Source organism: Klebsiella sp. CN_Kp100 (assembly GCF_040065315.1).
GTDB classification, from domain to species: Bacteria; Pseudomonadota; Gammaproteobacteria; order Enterobacterales; family Enterobacteriaceae; genus Klebsiella; species Klebsiella oxytoca.
Window position 1 is genome coordinate 72,760 of sequence record NZ_JBEAIJ010000029.1, and the last position, 17,474, is coordinate 90,233.

20 protein-coding genes and 1 other RNA gene are annotated in these 17,474 nt (G+C 51.6%); 11 read left to right on the forward strand and 10 right to left on the reverse strand.

Features of this window, described 5'->3' with window-relative positions; translation table 11 throughout:
* Positions 1-25 precede the first annotated feature (25 nt).
* Positions 26-1,222: a hypothetical protein gene (locus tag ABLV12_RS09690; RefSeq protein ID WP_064398005.1), complete on the reverse strand. Its 1,197-nt coding sequence runs from the start codon at positions 1,220-1,222 to the stop codon at positions 26-28.
* Positions 1,223-1,352: 130 nt separating this feature from the next.
* On the opposite strand from ABLV12_RS09690, the gene ABLV12_RS09695 reads away from it, so the two are divergent.
* Positions 1,353-1,628, forward strand: coding sequence for a hypothetical protein (locus ABLV12_RS09695; protein WP_224314291.1), 276 nt, complete (start codon positions 1,353-1,355; stop codon positions 1,626-1,628).
* A 100-nt stretch (positions 1,629-1,728) separates the two neighbouring features.
* Here ABLV12_RS09695 and ABLV12_RS09700 read toward each other — a convergent pair whose 3' ends face one another.
* The 4 genes from ABLV12_RS09700 to smpB all read right to left on the reverse strand — a co-directional run bounded on the left by ABLV12_RS09700 (position 1,729) and on the right by smpB (position 4,775).
* Positions 1,729-2,370: a hypothetical protein gene (locus tag ABLV12_RS09700; protein WP_064398009.1), complete on the reverse strand. Its 642-nt coding sequence runs from the start codon at positions 2,368-2,370 to the stop codon at positions 1,729-1,731.
* A gap of 1 nt (position 2,371) precedes the next feature.
* A complete protein-coding gene (locus ABLV12_RS09705; protein WP_064398011.1) occupies positions 2,372-3,619 on the reverse strand; it encodes an integrase domain-containing protein in 1,248 nt (415 codons plus the stop codon).
* A gap of 166 nt (positions 3,620-3,785) precedes the next feature.
* Positions 3,786-4,149, reverse strand: a transfer-messenger RNA (tmRNA) gene (ssrA, locus tag ABLV12_RS09710).
* Between the two features lie 143 nt (positions 4,150-4,292).
* Positions 4,293-4,775, reverse strand: coding sequence for an SsrA-binding protein SmpB (gene smpB, locus ABLV12_RS09715; protein WP_004104655.1), 483 nt, complete (start codon positions 4,773-4,775; stop codon positions 4,293-4,295).
* 149 nt (positions 4,776-4,924) lie between these two features.
* Here smpB and ABLV12_RS09720 point away from each other — a divergent pair, with 149 nt between their 5' ends.
* Both ABLV12_RS09720 and ABLV12_RS09725 read left to right on the forward strand, forming a co-directional pair.
* Positions 4,925-5,362 (forward strand): type II toxin-antitoxin system RatA family toxin, encoded by a 438-nt coding sequence (locus tag ABLV12_RS09720; RefSeq protein WP_004104653.1) that lies wholly within the window; start codon positions 4,925-4,927, stop codon positions 5,360-5,362.
* Entirely contained in the window at positions 5,352-5,642 is a 291-nt protein-coding gene (locus tag ABLV12_RS09725) for an RnfH family protein (protein ID WP_004104651.1), read from the forward strand. Before ABLV12_RS09720 ends, ABLV12_RS09725 begins: the two co-directional genes overlap by 11 nt.
* A gap of 70 nt (positions 5,643-5,712) precedes the next feature.
* On the opposite strand, the gene bamE is transcribed toward ABLV12_RS09725, so the two are convergent.
* The 3 genes from bamE to nadK form a co-directional block, all read right to left on the reverse strand.
* Positions 5,713-6,054, reverse strand: a complete 342-nt coding sequence (bamE, locus tag ABLV12_RS09730) for an outer membrane protein assembly factor BamE (protein ID WP_004104649.1) — start codon at positions 6,052-6,054, stop codon at positions 5,713-5,715.
* Between the two features lie 147 nt (positions 6,055-6,201).
* Positions 6,202-7,863 (reverse strand): DNA repair protein RecN, encoded by a 1,662-nt coding sequence (recN, locus tag ABLV12_RS09735; RefSeq protein ID WP_064399039.1) that lies wholly within the window; start codon positions 7,861-7,863, stop codon positions 6,202-6,204.
* Positions 7,864-7,949: 86 nt separating this feature from the next.
* Entirely contained in the window at positions 7,950-8,828 is an 879-nt protein-coding gene (nadK, locus tag ABLV12_RS09740) for an NAD(+) kinase (RefSeq protein ID WP_004104646.1), read from the reverse strand.
* Positions 8,829-8,953: 125 nt separating this feature from the next.
* On the opposite strand from nadK, the gene grpE reads away from it, so the two are divergent.
* Positions 8,954-9,544, forward strand: coding sequence for a nucleotide exchange factor GrpE (gene grpE, locus ABLV12_RS09745; protein ID WP_148720850.1), 591 nt, complete (start codon positions 8,954-8,956; stop codon positions 9,542-9,544).
* 64 nt (positions 9,545-9,608) lie between these two features.
* On the opposite strand, the gene ABLV12_RS09750 is transcribed toward grpE, so the two are convergent.
* Entirely contained in the window at positions 9,609-10,898 is a 1,290-nt protein-coding gene (locus tag ABLV12_RS09750) for an HlyC/CorC family transporter (protein ID WP_004104643.1), read from the reverse strand.
* 18 nt (positions 10,899-10,916) lie between these two features.
* Complete coding sequence (locus tag ABLV12_RS09755) at positions 10,917-11,708, reverse strand: inner membrane protein YpjD (protein WP_004104642.1); 792 nt, start codon at positions 11,706-11,708, stop codon at positions 10,917-10,919.
* A 164-nt stretch (positions 11,709-11,872) separates the two neighbouring features.
* Between ABLV12_RS09755 and ffh the strand changes: the two genes are divergently transcribed.
* The 7 genes from ffh to ABLV12_RS09790 all read left to right on the forward strand — a co-directional run bounded on the left by ffh (position 11,873) and on the right by ABLV12_RS09790 (position 17,473).
* Positions 11,873-13,240, forward strand: a complete 1,368-nt coding sequence (gene ffh, locus ABLV12_RS09760) for a signal recognition particle protein (RefSeq protein ID WP_004114506.1) — start codon at positions 11,873-11,875, stop codon at positions 13,238-13,240.
* 235 nt (positions 13,241-13,475) lie between these two features.
* Entirely contained in the window at positions 13,476-13,724 is a 249-nt protein-coding gene (gene rpsP, locus ABLV12_RS09765) for a 30S ribosomal protein S16 (protein WP_004104640.1), read from the forward strand.
* 18 nt (positions 13,725-13,742) lie between these two features.
* Complete coding sequence (gene rimM, locus ABLV12_RS09770; RefSeq protein WP_004104638.1) at positions 13,743-14,291, forward strand: ribosome maturation factor RimM; 549 nt, start codon at positions 13,743-13,745, stop codon at positions 14,289-14,291.
* A gap of 45 nt (positions 14,292-14,336) precedes the next feature.
* The gene (trmD, locus tag ABLV12_RS09775) at positions 14,337-15,104 is read left to right on the forward strand and encodes a tRNA (guanosine(37)-N1)-methyltransferase TrmD (RefSeq protein WP_004104636.1); all 768 of its coding nucleotides are present in this window, start codon (positions 14,337-14,339) and stop codon (positions 15,102-15,104) included.
* Positions 15,105-15,143: 39 nt separating this feature from the next.
* The gene (gene rplS / locus ABLV12_RS09780) at positions 15,144-15,491 is read left to right on the forward strand and encodes a 50S ribosomal protein L19 (RefSeq protein ID WP_004104634.1); all 348 of its coding nucleotides are present in this window, start codon (positions 15,144-15,146) and stop codon (positions 15,489-15,491) included.
* Positions 15,492-15,611: 120 nt separating this feature from the next.
* Positions 15,612-16,049: a DUF2946 domain-containing protein gene (locus ABLV12_RS09785; RefSeq protein ID WP_004104630.1), complete on the forward strand. Its 438-nt coding sequence runs from the start codon at positions 15,612-15,614 to the stop codon at positions 16,047-16,049.
* 53 nt (positions 16,050-16,102) lie between these two features.
* Positions 16,103-17,473 carry a PepSY-associated TM helix domain-containing protein gene (locus ABLV12_RS09790; RefSeq protein WP_201505905.1) on the forward strand — a complete coding sequence of 457 codons (1,371 nt, stop codon included), beginning with the start codon at positions 16,103-16,105 and terminating at the stop codon, positions 17,471-17,473.
* Position 17,474 lies beyond the last annotated feature (1 nt).

A 17,474-nucleotide genomic window follows, 5' to 3' on the forward strand; every position in this document is an offset into this window, starting at 1 on the left:
ATTACGATGCCTGGCTATTTGATACTCATACTGAGTATTTGAAGCTTAATTGTTTAATGTCATTTATGAAAATTTTGGGAGTCCACCCCTTAGTTAACTCGGAAAACAGATATTCGTCAGCCATGTCTAAAATATAATCAGTAATTGGGCCAGCAACTTTTGAACCTAATGCACCGACATATGGTCCAATACTCGCATCCACTTGGGCACCAGCGTATGCTCCTAGTATCATCATGGCAATACTCTTTGTTGACTTTCCAAAGAATGAATCAAATATCCCTTTGGGATTTTGAGTGCTTTCTAAGTAATAGCGTTGCGCTTCAATTGGATCTGAAATTGAATGGAGTGTATCTAACCATTTCCTAAATTTTTTAGAGTTTTTGCTTTTTCTAACTCTGATTAACTCGTCCATAGGGAGCCCCATGGATTTGAATGAAGATTGAATGTCTGGGAAGTCTTCAAGCTTTAATATAGCAGAGAATATATTTTCTTTAGACATCACAGTTGATTTACCAATGGTATTATTTAATAAAATTTGCACATTGCTTGTTGGGCTTGCTGAAGCATGTTTGCGAATAAGATATTTGTAACTTAAAAGATCTGATGCACATTTTGTTAATGTAATTTTATCTTCGCGACTAAGATGGTCGTTAGGCTTAACTGGTGCAGACAAACCTAAACTTTTAAGCTTTCCACTTTCGAGAGCGGACATTGTAATGCTAACACAATCATGTTCTATCCCTTTTGGAACAAATAGGTACAAATCTCTAATTTTTCTGGTTAATGCTCTTACTTCGCCTTTTCTTAGCGGTGATCTCATAAAACCTAATCCCAAATTTACAGATTCCTCGGGATCAACATAGGGCCCATTGCTATAACGCCCAGCAGCGATTGGTGTTATACCATCTAATTTATCAACCATATGAACTATCATTGGTTCCCATAATGTAAAACTTAAAGCATTATCATCTATTAGCTCCTCAATGCCTCTCAATCCAATTTCATTTACGAGTACGCATAGGGGAATGTTTTCACCTTCAACTTTAAAATTAATTTCTTTGTTAAGGATGAAGCTTTCAAAAAGACATGATTTAATTTCATTGTATTTAGTTGGAAACTCAAGAACTTCATTCTTAGTCGGTTCGATTGGACCTTTTATAAAATATTTTCTGCATAAATCATTCAGTTCTGTGTTGAAGACCGCTCCATTAAGATCTCTCACGTAAACTCCTTACCTGCCATTGTATCGTCGATGGTACAATTTTATTGAATCCCCGATGAAATGAAAGCATTTCATCATATTATCATGAATGCACAACTAACCCTTGTTTTCCGGTACTTCGGAAACTGTCTTGCTTCAGAAGCTTGCCCCTAGAGAGCGGATGTTCGGCGCGCCACTTGTCGGCGGAACGGAACTCCTGCTACTGAAAGGGGGGATTACTGCAACAGAATTTGAACTCCTTCCGGAAGTAGGTCACGCGGAGCCTGAAAAGCTCTCCGCTCAAGGATATTGGGCTGATAAATTTACAGGGATCGCCAGTGAATGGTCAGTGCAATTCTCAGGTTATTTTGCCGACGTAATTGATTCTGCGTCGAAGGGAGTTCAACGCTGGCTGCAAAAAATGTAATTTAGCGAAAATAGTTTGCCGTCTGTGCTGGCCATAAACCTAATGAAGCAGCATTTGCCTCTGGTTAGATAATGAGTTGGTGCATTGCAGCAACTACCTACTATTCCTTCTCACGCCCCATCTTCAACACCTCATAAAACGTCCCTCGCCCAAGCCCGTCTGACGGTAATTCCCGCTCCTGCGCTAGCGCTCTCAGCTTTCGAAGTATCCTATCCGAAGCCGGTTTATCAGACGTCCCATAACGCCCATCAGTCTCCTCAACCAGAAGTTGAACCAGTAACCAGCAGAGCCTGGCAGTATTCTCCCGTGCCTTGTCGCGCTTATGTATCCCACGCTGGGAAGGTTGTGCTGAAGTAGTGATATCCGGTAGCGCGTCGTCGCCGAGCGTCTTCAGCCATTTGCGGCCACGGCTGTTGCGTGACAGTTTCATCACCGCCTTCAGGCTGCGAGCCTTAATTTCTGGCGGCGTGAGTTCGTCATCAATAAGCCGCCAGGCCAGCGCGAACATTTCATCGGCATAGAACATGCGTTTATTCGCCGGGGCACTGACCATGCCAGTGGCTTTGATGGTGCGACTGATGGCGTCGTGCAGGATACGGTAATTTTCCTGATGTTCTTCCGGCAGGGCGTTTGCCGGTTGGGAAGCATCAAGGCCGAGAAGCAGAAGGGCGAGATGCCGCGCTTCCAGCAGCGGCATATCGCATTCCCGTTCAAACAGATTCTGACGAATGGGACTGGTCACATTATTCTCCTTCCACGATCCGCAGCGGTTCTTCTTCACCGAGCAATGCCTGCCGTCTGGCGGCATCAACGTAGTTTCCCCACCACTGCATCAGCGGTCGCCTTTGTTCCAGATAGTCGCTGCGGTTGTAGGCCGCTTCGATCTCGTCTTCTTTCTGGTGCGCCAGCGCAGACTCCAGGACTTCACGGGGGAAATGACCTGCTCCCGCCGTTCTGGCAATGCTGCGCATGCCATGGGCAACCAGCTCACCGCCGAACCCCATACGGATAAGCGCGGCGTTAGCGGTCTGCTGGTGCATATGCTCCAGCGGTTTGCGGATGCTGGGGAAGACCCACGGGCGATGGCGGCTGACGGGCTCCATGATCTGAAGAACGCGCAGCGCCTGTTTGCTGAGTGGCACCGTGTGCGAACGGTTCATCTTCATAAAGGTGTCGGGGATGCGCCATTCCGCTTTTTTCATATCGATGTCGCACCAGCGAGCGCTAACGGCTTCGCCGGGGCGAACCCAGGTCAGTAGCTCCCATTCGATAAGGCAGCGGGTTTCCTTGCGGATAGAGGCGTTCTGTAGCGCCAGCATTAGTCTGCCCAGTTCAGTGGGGTGAAGGGCGGGCATGTTCTGCTTTTTCGGTTTTTTGAAGCGGGCGACCAGGTTGTCAGCCGGATTGAACTCGATGAGCTCTTCGGAGATGGCGAAGCGGAATATTTCATTGAGCCGTGAGATAACCCGCCGCAGCGTTTCGAGGATGCCCTGTTCTTCCAGCGGTGTGAGGTGTTCCTTGAGCATCTTCGGGCGGATCTCGGTGACGGGCGTATTGCCCAGAGAAGGGAAGACGTGCATCTCCAGCGAGCGCCAGACATCTTTGGCGTGATCTTCGCTAAGATCGCTGGTCCGTTTTTTCTCTTTGAGCCACTGTTCCGCAACTTTTTCCAGCGTGCATTCATTCTGGATGCGTTTTTCTTCGGCTATTCCTGCTAGGTGTTGACGGGGATCGATGCCCTGCCAGAGCAGTCGTCTGTATTTCGTGCGAGTTTCGCGAGCCATGGCCAGTGTAACGACCGGGTAAGGGCCAAGGCTGGTTTTGGTGCGCTTTTTGGTGACGGGATGATAATACTCGAAATGCCAGGCCTTCCTCCCTGAAGTCTTAACCAGAAAGTACAGGCCTTCACCGTCCCGTAGCTCATAATCTGTGCTACGGGGCTTCGCGCCAGCGATCTCCACATTTGTTAAGGGTTTCAGTTGCTTAGGCATGTTTTAGCACCACGCTTTTTTAGCCCCACGATACCGTGGTGCTAAACATGGTGCCAAAAGGTCAAGATTTATACAGAGATCATGACCACACATGCAACAAAAAAGCCTGCAACTTGTTGAAGTTACAGGCTTTTTTAAGGTTCATGATGCATCATGAATGAATGTTTGGTGGAGCTGGCGGGAGTTGAACCCGCGTCCGAAATTCCTACATCCTCGGTACTACATGCTTAGTCTGTCTTTACATTCGCCTGGCACCTGCGGACGGACACGCCACTACCAGACTAGCCTGATTAGATTTAACGCTTCAACCCCAGGCAGGGCCTCCACGCGATCTCTTTTGGGTTTGACCTCTCTTTGATCCCCGTCTTAAGAGCGGAAGCTAGGGAGAGAGGGCTCAGAGCAGGTTATTAAGCTGCTAAAGCGTAGTTTTCGTCGTTTGCGACTATTTTTTTGCGGCTTTTTACGAGGCCAACCGCCCCTCGGCATGCACCTTGGGTTTCGCAAATCCCGTCGAATCCAGAATCAGCCCCAATGTGTACGTTGAGTATAACAGATTTATGAATGCGCTGACCAGCCCTCGTTTTGAGGATTATGGCGCCAGAGTGGATGAAAAATCAGCATCAACAACAATATAGCGTGAGGGCCAGCTGGCTGACCCTCAAGAGAAGGGCAATTAACGACCTGCGTGTTTCATAATGCGGGCTTTATCAACTGCCCACTCGCGATCTTTTATATCGGTGCGCTTGTCGTGCTGTTTCTTACCTTTCGCTACGCCGATTTTGACTTTGCACCAGGCATTCTTCCAGTACAGGGAAAGAGCGACCACGGTGTAACCTTCACGGTTGATACGTCCGTATAGGGTATCCAGTTCACGCTGATTGAGCAGAAGCTTACGGGTACGCGTTGGGTCGCATACGTAGTGGGTGGACGCTACCGCCATCGGCGTGAAGTTGGCGCCAAACAGATAGGCTTCGCCATCTTTCAAAATGACATAGCTGTCGCCAATATTGGCTTTACCTGCGCGGAGAGATTTTACTTCCCATCCCTGCAGGGCAAGACCCGCCTCGTATTCATCTTCGATAAAGTATTCATGACGAGCGCGTTTATTCAGCGCAATGGTGGCTGATCCAGGTTTGTGGGCTTTTTTCTTAGTCATAGTATCCTGAAGTCATCGTCTTAAAACAGTCGTACCTCAATCTTCCTGCGAGGCGTAATGGGCTATCTTAGCACGAGTTGCGGTACAGCGTTTTTTTTAGCAGCAGATAAATGATATTATTTGCCCTGTGTTTATATGTGGAACCTGCTATGCCTCAGATTAGCCGTACCGCGCTGGTGCCGTTCAGTGCTGAACAGATGTATCAACTGGTAAATGATGTAAAGTCCTATCCTGATTTTCTGCCGGGCTGTACCGGTAGCCGGGTTCTGGAGCTTGGGCCGACGCAAATGACTGCGGCGGTTGACGTATCCAAAGCGGGTATCAGTAAGACCTTCACAACGCGAAATACGCTCACCAGTAACCAGAGTATCCTGATGAGTCTGGTCGATGGTCCGTTTAAAAAGCTGATTGGCGGCTGGAAATTTATCCCCTTAAGCCCGGAAGCGTGCAAAATTGAGTTTCATCTCGATTTTGAATTCACCAATAAACTGATTGAAATGGCGTTTGGTCGTATCTTCAAAGAACTGGCCATGAATATGGTTCAGGCATTCACGACGCGCGCTAAAGAGGTCTACAGTGCCGGCTAAAATCGTGGTTGAAGTGGCCTACGCGTTGCCGGAAAAACAGTATCTGCAAAGCGTCAAGCTTGAGGAGGGGGCGACGGTCGAGCAGGCGATTGTTGCCAGCGGTCTTCTGGCGCTACGTGACGATATCGATCTGACGAAAAACAAAGTGGGAATTTATAGCCGCCCGGCTAAGCTTCAGGATCGCGTCCATGATGGCGATCGGGTCGAAATCTATCGTCCGTTGATTGCTGACCCGAAAGAGCTACGTCGTCAACGGGCGGAGAAAAACGCCGGAAAGTAACCGTTTCGCACCAAAGATGCAGATATAAAAAAAGCGCTCAATGAGCGCTTTTTGTGTATTGATAGCTTTATTACTCCGCCGTCAGGGCAGGTTTGTTATCAATGTTGGTCAGCACACCGCTGCTGTTAAAGGTCAGGGTAAGCGTCTGCTGGGTAACTTTTTCATGCCCAGGCTGCTGACGGAAAACGTAGAACCAGGTATTAGTGCCAAACGGATCCGACATCATCGGCGTACCCAAGGCATAGGCAACCTGTTGTTGCGTCATGCCGACACGAACTTTTGCTACATCGGTTGGTGCCAGATAGTTACCCTGGTTGATGTCAGGACGGTAAACCACTCGTTCCAGAGTGGAACAGCCTGCGGTCAACATAAGAAGAACCGCTGCGGCAGCAGTCAGCGTTTTACAGCGCATAGTGATTTGATTCCTTTTTGGGCCCGAGCAGTACGTGGCTCATCTGTAATATGCCGATGATAATAGACCTTTGCCCGGTTGGGAACCTTCGGCTGCAGGTCTATCGGCAATTTGCTGTTCACTATGACTCTGTGAAAATCAAAAAGTTTACGCGGCAAGCAACTCTTTCGCGTTTGCCAGAGTGTTACGAGTGACTTCACTGCCGCCCAGCAGACGGGCCAGTTCCTGCAAGCGAGCGCGTTTATCCAGAGGGTGCATATGCGTCTCGGTCATTTCACCGTCTGTTTCCTTGCAGACGAAGAAATGATGATGTCCGCAACCGGCCACCTGCGGTAAGTGGGTAACGCACATCACCTGGGTTGACTCACCTAGCTGGCGCAGCAGTTTGCCCACCACCGCTGCCGTAGGGCCACTGATACCGACATCTACTTCATCAAAAATCAATGCCGGAGTTTCCATTTTCCGCGCGGTGATCACCTGAATCGCCAGCGCAATACGCGAGAGTTCGCCTCCGGAAGCAACTTTAGCGATTGGCTGCAGCGGCTGACCCGGGTTGGTGGTTACCCGGAATTCAATATGGTCTGCGCCTTCAGCGGTGAGATGACGCTCATCAAACGCGACATCAATGCAGAATACACCGTGTGGCATTGAAAGTGAGTGCATACTCTCCGTAATTAACTGAGTCAGCTCATCAGCGCTATTCTGACGCAGGGCATGTAGCTGCTTCGCCGTCTCAAGGGCTAACTGATGATGCTCCACGACCATCTGATTGAGGGATTCCAGGGAACCGGCGCTATCATCCAGCAGACGCTGCTCTTCCAGCAGTGACTGGTAAAATTCTGGAAGCTCCTCGGGCGTAATTTGATGCTTGCGCGCCAGGGCAATCTGTCGGGAGATACGTTGTTCCAGTTCGAACAGACGATTCGGATCGAGATCGAGGCGATCGTGATAATGACGCAGCTCGTCCGTGGCTTCGCTAAGCTGAATAGATGCTTCTTCAAGCATATCCAGCACTCCGGAGAGTTTACTGTCCATACCAACCAGCTCGCTCACCAGCTGCTTTGCGGCATAGAGCTGGCTTTGCAGATTGGATTCTTCGCCGTCTGCCATCACCGACAGCGCATGCTGACAGGTCGACAGCAATTGGCCGCTGTTGGCCAGACGTTTGTACTCTTCATCAATTTGCTCGAATTCGCCCGGCTGCGGATTAAACTCGTTGAGCTCTTTTAGTTGATACTGCACCAGATCCGCACGCGCGGCGCGCTCCTGGCTTTGCTGCTGATGCTGCGCCAGATCGCGGCAGCTTTTGTGCCACTGACGATAGCGCTCAGCCATTAGCTGAGTAAGCGCATACTCACCGGTATAGCCATCAAGTAAGGTCTTCTGATGTTCGGGCTTAGTTAGCAGTTGGTGCGCATGCTGGCCATGGATCTGGATAAGAAGCTGTCCCAGTTCGCGGAGCTGGGATAAAGGCACCGCCGTACCGTTAATAAAGCCGCGAGAGCGGCCGTCTGCGCTGATAACGCGGCGAAGTAAACACTCACGCCCGCTTTCCAGCTGGTTTTGTTCCAGCCAGCGTTGTGCGGCCGGCGTGTCTTTCAGGGAGAAGCGCGCGCATAAATCAGCCCGGCTGGCGCCTCTGCGCACCATATCGGCTTCCGCCCGACCGCCCAGGCACAGCCCCAGCGCGTCGATAGCGATCGATTTACCGGCGCCGGTCTCGCCGGTAATAGCGGTCATACCGCTGTGAAAATCGATTTCCAGCTCACGAACGATAGCAAAATTACTGATAGTGAGTTGTGCCAACATAGCTGCCTTCCTGTATGAAAAACCATTACTGTGTTTTCGTACAGTATAATCGGGTTTTTTATCCAGTAAAGGGGCTGGCTATAAAATCAGAACAATTTTTTCGACCAGCCAAGCTTAGTGCTTAATGTATTGAAATAGCTGTAATCTTTAGGATGGATGAGATTAAGGTGATAATCACACCGGCGGATCAGCACATCTTCTCCATCCTGAATGGGCAGCGCTATCTGGCTATCGCAGCTAATTTCGAGGTCGCTGCAGCGCTGCGAAAAACGCAGGCGAATAGTACTGTCACCGTTGATCACCAGCGGCCGGGCCGAAAGCGTATGCGGGAACATAGGCACCAGGGTGATAGCATCCAGCGAAGGGGTGAGGATCGGCCCGCCGGCGGAGAGGGAATAGGCCGTGGAGCCGGTGGGCGTGGAGATGATGAGCCCATCTGAGCGCTGAGAGAAAGCAAACACTTCGTCAATATAGACTTCAAACTCAATCATATGCGCTACTTTACCGGGGTGCAGGACGACTTCGTTAATCGCCGTGCTGATACGCTTCTGGCAATCCTGCTGACAGACCTGAGCTTCCAGAAGGAAGCGTTTTTCGGCGATATAGTGGCCTTCGAGCACATCAGCGAGCTGCTGTAGCGCGTTGTCCGGATCGAGGTCGGTCAGAAAGCCGAGATTTCCGCGGTTAATGCCAATAACGTTAATATCGTAGCGCGCCAGCGTCCGCGCCGCGCCGAGCATATTACCATCGCCGCCAACCACGACGGCCAGGTCTGCCTGCTGGCCAATTTCCGCCAGCGTCCCGGTCTTCACATTGCTGAGCTGTAATTCATGAGCGATTTGCTGCTCAACCAGAACTTCATAACCTTTGCTGGACAGCCAGCGCCAGAGCATTTCATGTGTGGTCAGCGCGGTTGGGTGACGAGGGTGTCCCACAATGCCTATACACTTGAAGTGATTCTTCATGATCTGGATGTCCTTGAGTTAAATGAATAGTGACAATCTGGCTGCGTTCCCTTGAAACCCGGAAACTGATCCCCATAATAAGCGAAGTTAGCGAGATGAATGCGAAAAAAAACGCGGAGAAATTCATGAGTAGTAAAGAACAGAAAACGCCTGAGGGGCAAGCCCCGGAAGAAATTATCACGGAGCAGCACGATGACGTTGAGGCGGTAGAGCCTGAGGTTTCGGCTGAGCAGGTGGATCCGCGCGATGAAAAAATTGCGAATCTGGAAGCTCAGCTCGTTGAAGCCCAGAAGCGCGAACGTGAAGTATTGCTGCGTGCGAAAGCCGATGAAGATAACCTGCGCCGTCGTACCGAGCAGGATATCGAAAAAGCGCATAAGTTTGCGCTTGAGAAGTTCGTCAACGAACTGTTGCCGGTCATCGACAGCCTGGACCGCGCCCTGGAAGTGGCTGATAAAGCCAACCCGGAGATGGCGCCGATGGTTGAAGGTATCGAACTGACGCTGAAGTCGATGCTGGACGTGGTTCGTAAGTTTGGCGTGGAAGTCATTGGCGATACTAACGTGCCGCTGGATCCGAACGTGCATCAGGCCATTGCGATGGTTGAGTCCGAGGACGTACCGGCAGGTAACGTTCTGGGCATTATGCAAAAGGGCTACACCTTGAATGGCCGTACTATTCGCGCGGCGATGGTAACCGTAGCGAAAGCGAAGTAAATAAGCGAAACGGCTACCATGAGGTAGCCGTTTTTCTATTCAGACCTGCACCGTGCCAGGTATGCTATGACTCCGCCACGCTTTCACGAATGGGTTTTACCGGCATAACCTTCACCTGTTTAATCATATTCTCCTGAACATCAAGAATATCGATATCATACTGTTCAATGCGCACGCGGGTGCCGGGGGCAGGGATCTCTTCAAGAGCTTCCAGAATGATACCGTTAATGGTTCGCGCTTCATCTTCCGGCAGATGCCAGTTAAATGCTTTATTGATTTCACGTACGTTGGCGGTACCGTCGATAATCACTGAACCATCGTTAAGCGGCGTTACCTCTTCTGCAAGCGTAGGCGACATGGAGGTCGTAAAATCGCCGACGATCTCTTCGAGGATATCCTCAACCGTGACCAGCCCCTGAATATCCCCATATTCATCCACCACCAGGCCCACTTTCTTTTTGTTGCGCTGGAATTTTACCAGTTGGGTGCTGAGCGGCGTCCCTTCCGGCACGAAGTAAATTTCGTCGGCGGCGCGCAGCATTACCTCTTTTGTGAACTCTTTTTTCTCCGTCATCAGGCGATAAGCTTCGCGTACCCGCAGCATGCTGATGGCATCGTCAAGGGTGTCGCGGTACAGCACGATGCGGCCGTGGGGAGAGTGGGTCAGCTGGCGGACAATGGACTTCCAGTCGTCGTTAATATTAATACCGACGATATCATTGCGCGGGACCATGATGTCGTCCACGCTAACTTTCTCGAGATCCAGAACCGACAGCAGCATGTCCTGATTGCGGCGGGAGATTTGCGAGCGTGATTCATTAACGATAGTACGCAGTTCATCTTTGCTGAGCGCCCCGCTAATGACGATATCGGTTTTAATGCCCATGATGCGCATCAGAATGCGGGTGATGGTGTTGAGCAACCACACCAGCGGCATCATCAGTATTTGCAGCGGCGCGAGCAGAAGGCTGCTGGGATAGGCGACCTTTTCCGGGTAGAGCGCCGCAATGGTTTTGGGCAGCACTTCGGCAAATACCAGCACCACGAACGTCAGAACTCCGGTGGCAATGGCAACGCCTGCATCGCCGTACAGGCGCATACCCACGATGGTGCCGAGCGCCGAAGCGAGAATATTAACCAGATTATTGCCAATGAGGACCAGGCTAATCAGACGGTCAGGTTTGCGCAGCAGCTTTTCAACGCGTTTTGCCTGACGATTACCCTGTTTGGCCATATGACGCAGGCGATAGCGATTTAGCGTCATCATGCCGGTTTCAGAACCGGAGAAATAGGCGGAGATAACCACCATGATGATCAGCGTTACGATCAGCGTGGTGGTGGAGATATGTTCCACTAGGGATTCCTTAAAGACTTAGCTCATGAACTGTTGCAATACGCGGCTACCAAAGTAGGCCAGCGTCAGCAGGCCTGCGCCAGTCACGTTAAACCAGACGACCCGGCGTCCGCGCCACCCTTCATGATAGTGGCCCCAAAGCAGGACGATATAAACGAACCACGCCACGATAGAGAGTACGGCTTTATCAATGTTTTCCGCACTAAACAGGTTATGCATGTAAAACAGCCCGGTACACAGCGTCAGGGTTAACAGCACCACGCCTATCTGGGTGATATGAAACATTTTACGTTCGATGCTCATCAGCGGCGGCATTTCGCTACTGAAGGTCAATCGTTTGTTCTTTAACTGATAGTCAATCCACGCCAGCTGCAGAGCGTAGAGCGCGGCGATAATCAGCGTAGCATAAGAAAAGAGCGACAGGCCGATGTGGACCAACATCCCCGGCGTGGTTTCCAGATGCGTGATGTACTCGTTCGGCATAAAGGTAGCGAACGCGAGGTTGATCAGGGCGAAGGTGTAGACAATGGGCAGCAGCAGCCAGCCGCGATTGCGCGATGCGACGATGGTCATCACCGTACAGATCATCAGGCTAACCAGCGATCCCACGTTTAATAAGCTGAGGTTTTGCCCGCTTTCGCCGCCGGGAAAAATGCGTGACTCCAGCGCAAAGGCGTGACAAATCAACGCAATAGTTGCGGAAAGAATCGCCATCCGCCGCCAGCTGCTGTTTTTTTGTAACAGACCAGGGACGATCAGCGCGAGGCTGATGGAGTAGGCGACAAGGGCGAGTAGAGCAAAAACAGGCATATGCGCGTCGACTGTTGACTAAATAGTAGAGAGAAGCAGTATAACGTCACGCGAGTCTGGCTCCAACCGTTGCAGCACATTCGCGTTTATGTCGTGTTATACTGCGCCCATTCCGTTTTTGTGTCGCTGCGGCGACCGACCGTTTCCACCTCAGGCGAGAGACAATGTTTGATAATTTAACCGATCGTTTGTCGCGTACGCTGCGCAACATTAGCGGCCGCGGACGCCTTACTGAAGACAATATTAAAGATACTCTGCGCGAAGTGCGCATGGCGCTGCTGGAGGCGGACGTTGCTCTGCCTGTGGTTCGCGACTTCATCAACCGTGTAAAAGAGAGCGCAGTTGGTCATGAAGTTAATAAAAGCCTGACCCCGGGGCAGGAGTTCGTCAAAATCGTGCGCAACGAACTGGTTGCCGCGATGGGCGAAGAGAACCAGGCGCTCGATTTAGCCGCGCAGCCGCCTGCCGTAGTTCTGATGGCCGGTTTGCAGGGGGCGGGTAAAACGACCAGCGTCGCTAAGCTGGGTAAATTCTTGCGTGAAAAGCACAAGAAGAAAGTCCTGGTGGTTTCCGCTGACGTTTATCGTCCCGCGGCGATCAAACAGCTGGAAACGCTGGCAGAGCAGGTTAGCGTCGATTTCTTTCCGTCTGACGTTGGCCAGAAACCGGTTGATATCGTTAATGCCGCGCTGAAAGAAGCGAAGCTCAAATTCTACGACGTGCTGCTGGTGGATACCGCTGGTCGTCTGCACGTTGATGAAGCGATGATGGACGAGATTAAGCAGGTCCATGCAACGCTTAATCCGGTAGAAACCCTGTTCGTTGTCGATGCGATGACCGGCCAGGATGCGGCGAATACCGCGAAAGCGTTTAACGAAGCGCTACCGTTAACCGGTGTTGTATTGACCAAAGTGGACGGCGACGCCCGCGGCGGCGCGGCGCTGTCGATTCGTCATATCACCGGCAAGCCGATTAAATTCCTCGGGGTTGGCGAGAAAACCGAAGCGCTGGAGCCGTTCCATCCGGATCGTATCGCTTCCCGTATTCTCGGCATGGGCGATGTCCTGTCCCTGATCGAAGATATCGAAAGTAAGGTCGACCGCGCGCAGGCTGAAAAGCTGGCTTCTAAGCTGAAAAAAGGCGATGGTTTTGACTTGACCGATTTCCTTGAGCAGCTGCGTCAGATGAAAAACATGGGCGGTATGGCCAGCCTGATGGGCAAGCTGCCGGGCATGGGGCAGATACCGGACAACGTTAAATCGCAAATGGACGACAAAGTGCTGGTGCGTATGGAAGCCATCATCAACTCGATGACGCTGAAAGAGCGCGCTAAACCGGAAATTATTAAAGGTTCGCGTAAGCGCCGTATCGCCGCAGGCTGCGGAATGCAGGTGCAGGATGTGAACCGTCTGCTCAAGCAGTTTGACGATATGCAGCGCATGATGAAGAAGATGAAGTCGAAAGGCGGCATGATGAAGATGATGCGTGGAATGAAAGGTATGATGCCGCCAGGTTTCCCCGGAGGCCGATAGTATTGTAGCTATTGCTGCCGGCGCGCCCTCCTTTCCTGTCCCATTGTTGGCGCGCTCTGGCTATGAATTACTCGCAGGTACCCAATTTAGGGTATCTGCGGTGCCCTTCCACAGCAGAGTTTATAACTGCTGATTGCAATTTCCCCAGAAATCAGTAAAATTTTCGGGCTTTTAATATGACACCGGGCTCCGTTCCTCGATGGGGCCCGGTGTTTTATTCACACAAGAGGATGTTATGGTTACTATTCGTTTAGCACGTCACGGCGCGAAAAAGCGTCCGTTCTACCAGGTTGTTGTTACCGACAGCCGTAATGCACGCAACGGTCGCTTCATCGAGCGCGTTGGTTTCTTCAACCCGATCGCTTCTGCGACCGAAGAAGGAACTCGTCTGGATCTGGATCGTATCGCTCACTGGGTTGGCCAGGGCGCGACTGTTTCCGATCGCGTAGCTGCGCTGATCAAAGCCGCTAACAAAGCAGCTTAATCTGTCACGGTGGTCATGATGAGCAAGCAACACACCGCACAAGCACCTGTTGATCCGATTGTATTGGGCAAAATGGGTTCTTCCTACGGTATCCGTGGTTGGCTCAGAGTGTTTTCCTCCACCGAAGACGCCGAAAGCATTTTTGACTATCAGCCCTGGTTTATCCAGAAGGCGGGTCAGTGGCAGGTTGTTGAGCTGGAAAGCTGGCGCCACCACAATCAGGATATCGTCATTAAGCTGAAAGGCATTGACGATCGCGATGCAGCGAATCTATTGACTAATTGCGAAATTGTTGTGGATTCATCGCAGCTGCCTGCGCTTGAAGAGGGTGACTATTACTGGAAAGACCTGATGGGCTGCCAGGTAGTGACCACTGAAGGCTATAGCCTCGGTAAAGTCATCGACATGATGGAAACCGGGTCTAATGACGTTCTCGTCATCAAGGCAAACCTGAAAGATGCATTTGGTATCAAGGAGCGGCTGGTTCCGTTCCTCGATGGGCAGGTTATCAAGAAAGTCGATCTCGCTACTCGTACTATCGAAGTAGATTGGGATCCTGGTTTTTAAATTCTCCGAATAAACGGTAAAAAACGGCACTATGGGGATTGGCTTGTGTTTATAGGTATCGTTAGCCTGTTTCCAGAAATGTTCCGCGCAATTACCGATTACGGGGTAACTGGCCGGGCAGTAAAAAATGGCCTGCTGAGCATCCAGAGCTGGAGTCCTCGAGATTTCGCTCATGACCGGCACCGTACCGTGGACGATCGTCCTTACGGCGGCGGACCGGGGATGCTAATGATGGTGCAACCTTTGCGGGATGCGATTCATGCAGCAAAAGCCGCGGCAGGTGAAGGCGCAAAGGTGATTTATCTTTCACCTCAGGGACGCAAGCTTGATCAAGCTGGCGTCAGCGAACTGGCAACAAATCAGAAGCTGATTTTGGTGTGCGGTCGCTACGAAGGCGTAGATGAGCGCGTAATTCAGACCGAAATTGATGAAGAATGGTCAATCGGCGATTACGTTCTCAGCGGTGGTGAGCTACCGGCAATGACGCTGATTGATTCCGTTTCCCGGTTTATTCCGGGGGTTCTGGGTCATGAAGCTTCGGCAATCGAAGATTCGTTTGCTGAAGGATTGCTGGATTGCCCGCACTATACGCGCCCTGAAGTGTTAGAAGGTATGGAAGTACCGCCGGTATTGCTGTCGGGAAACCATGCGGAGATACGTCGCTGGCGTCTGAAGCAGTCGCTGGGCCGAACCTGGCTTAGAAGACCTGAACTTTTGGAAAACCTGGCTCTGACTGAAGAGCAAGCAAGGTTGCTGGCGGAGTTCAAAAAGGAACTCGCGCAACAGCAACATAAACATGATGGGATGGCGTAAGCCCCCAATATCAGTTTACCCAGGATAAGAGATTAAATTATGAGCAACATTATTAAGCAACTTGAACAAGAACAGATGAAGCAGGACGTACCTTCCTTCCGTCCGGGTGATACCGTGGAAGTGAAAGTATGGGTTGTTGAAGGTTCCAAAAAACGTCTGCAGGCATTCGAGGGCGTGGTTATCGCTATTCGTAACCGCGGTCTGCACTCTGCATTCACTGTTCGCAAAATTTCCAACGGCGAAGGCGTTGAGCGTGTCTTCCAGACTCACTCTCCGGTAGTTGACAGCATTTCTGTCAAACGTCGTGGTGCTGTACGTAAAGCTAAACTGTACTACCTGCGTGAGCGTACCGGTAAGTCTGCTCGTATCAAAGAGCGTCTTAACTAAGATTCGCTTTCGCGACATCCTGAATGAGAGGGCTGGCCTGATGGGCCAGCCCTTTTTTTATCTTCATTTTAACTATTTCATTGAGAATCATTTACAATATGGCCCTCATTCGGAGGGACCGTGGTCAGCACTATTTTTCATCACCCGGCATCACAACGGCACGCCGCATGGCTGGCGCTGTTTGCGATCCTGCTGATCGTGGTGGCGCCGCTGATCTCTGTCGCGCTGCAAAAAGATCCGATGAGCGGTATGCACCATTTAACGATGGAAATGACGCAAGAGATGCCATCACATCAGATGCCCATGATGCATACTGACGCCTCGATTGCGGAACACGCGCACAGCATGCCGGTCGATCATGCTGAAGCCTGCGGCTACTGCGTACTATTAGCCCACGTGCCAGGGATGATTTTTGCGCTGGTACTGCTGATCAGCCTGGTGCTTCGACGCTATAGCGCACCGGTTTTCCGTCCGGAACGGAAACACTGGCACTACTTTCCCTGGCTTTACCCTCATACCCGCGCTCCGCCGCAACAGTCTGCTTGCTTCCTTAACTAAAAAATCATGTGCGCACTGCGCAACGTTCTCTTTTGCTCTCAAAAAGGAAAAGTATGACTACCTGCACCTCGCGCGCGGCATGGCTGAACCTGCTGCGTCGTCTTCATTTCTATATCGGACTGTTTATCGGACCGTTTATCTTCGTGGCGGCTCTGACCGGTACGCTCTATGTCGCCACCCCGCAGCTGGAAAGCTGGCTCTATAAAGAGACTCTGGAGGGGACGCTCAGCGGCGAAAAGCAGCCGCTGAGCGCGCAAATTACCGTAGCAATGGAGGCGGTCCAGGGAAACCTCCGTTTGCACGCGGTTCGACCGGGGATTATGGCTGGCGATACTACCCGAGTGATGTTTATTGATCCAAATCTTGGCGAGTCTGAAACGCGGGCAATTTTTGTCGATCCGGTGACGTTACGCGTGACAGGTGATATGCCGGTTTACGGCACCAGCGGTATTTTGCCGCTGCGGCAGTGGATTGATTATGCCCATCGCTCTTTGCTGCTGGGTAACTTCGGCCGACTGTACAGCGAGCTGGCAGCCTCCTGGATGTGGGTTGCCGCTCTTGGCGGGATCGCGCTGTGGTCGATGACCCGACCGCATCGTCGTATAAATAATAGAGTGCAGAATAACCGTCGCCTGCATGTTTCTCTCGGCTGGGCGCTGCTAATCGGTATGCTGTTATTCTCTGCGACCGGTTTGACCTGGTCACAATGGGCGGGCAGTAACGTCGACAAGATGCGCGCCGCCTTTGGCTGGTTGACGCCGCAGGTGAACGCGCAGCTGGAAAGAGCCACTCCGGCAATACAGGATCCACATGCGGAACATCATATGAGACACGGGGCGATGGAGAAGACGAACATCCCACCTCGCGTAGAGGATTTTGACGAGGTCTTGCAGGCTGCTCGCAAGTCCGGGCTGGAAGCAGGCAAGCTGGAGATTCGTCCTCCGTCGGCCTCCGGACGCGCGTGGACGGTAAATGAAATCGACAGAAGCTGGCCGACACAGGTTGATGCGGTAGCGATCGATGGTTCAAATATGCAGGTCGTGGACCGCACTCATTTTTCCGACTTTCCGCTTATGGCTAAACTTACCCGCTGGGGCGTGGATTTCCATATGGGAATTTTGTTCGGGCTTGCCAATCAGCTACTGCTTATCGTATTCGGGATTGCGCTCTGCGTGATGATCGTGGTGGGGTACCGTTTGTGGTGGATACGCCGTCCCGCGAGTTCGGCCTTTAACCCGGCTAATACGCTGCTCCACGCGTGGCTGGGCTTAGCATGGCCTGCTCGTCTGTCGATCGGCGTTATCACAGTGATGTTGGGGCTGGCGCTGCCGCTAATGGGGATTAGCCTCGCGCTGTGTCTCGCCGTTGATTATCTGCGCTGGCGCGCAGCAACGGCGATGACAGAGGCTAAGTCAGTCGAATAGG

Excerpts from the sequence above, each read along its gene's own strand:
- ABLV12_RS09790 (WP_201505905.1), top strand. The coding sequence starts at position 16,103 with ATGACTACCTGCACCTCGCGCGCGGCATGGCTGAACCTGCTGCGTCGT.
- nadK (WP_004104646.1), bottom strand. The coding sequence starts at position 8,828 with ATGAAGAATCACTTCAAGTGTATAGGCATTGTGGGACACCCTCGTCAC.
- bamE (WP_004104649.1), bottom strand. The coding sequence starts at position 6,054 with ATGCGCTGTAAAACGCTGACTGCTGCCGCAGCGGTTCTTCTTATGTTG.
- recN (WP_064399039.1), bottom strand. The coding sequence starts at position 7,863 with ATGTTGGCACAACTCACTATCAGTAATTTTGCTATCGTTCGTGAGCTG.
- ABLV12_RS09720 (WP_004104653.1), top strand. The coding sequence starts at position 4,925 with ATGCCTCAGATTAGCCGTACCGCGCTGGTGCCGTTCAGTGCTGAACAG.
- ABLV12_RS09705 (WP_064398011.1), bottom strand. The coding sequence starts at position 3,619 with ATGCCTAAGCAACTGAAACCCTTAACAAATGTGGAGATCGCTGGCGCG.
- ABLV12_RS09755 (WP_004104642.1), bottom strand. The coding sequence starts at position 11,708 with ATGCCTGTTTTTGCTCTACTCGCCCTTGTCGCCTACTCCATCAGCCTC.
- rplS (WP_004104634.1), top strand. The coding sequence starts at position 15,144 with ATGAGCAACATTATTAAGCAACTTGAACAAGAACAGATGAAGCAGGAC.
- rpsP (WP_004104640.1), top strand. The coding sequence starts at position 13,476 with ATGGTTACTATTCGTTTAGCACGTCACGGCGCGAAAAAGCGTCCGTTC.
- rimM (WP_004104638.1), top strand. The coding sequence starts at position 13,743 with ATGAGCAAGCAACACACCGCACAAGCACCTGTTGATCCGATTGTATTG.
- grpE (WP_148720850.1), top strand. The coding sequence starts at position 8,954 with ATGAGTAGTAAAGAACAGAAAACGCCTGAGGGGCAAGCCCCGGAAGAA.
- smpB (WP_004104655.1), bottom strand. The coding sequence starts at position 4,775 with ATGACTAAGAAAAAAGCCCACAAACCTGGATCAGCCACCATTGCGCTG.
- ffh (WP_004114506.1), top strand. The coding sequence starts at position 11,873 with ATGTTTGATAATTTAACCGATCGTTTGTCGCGTACGCTGCGCAACATT.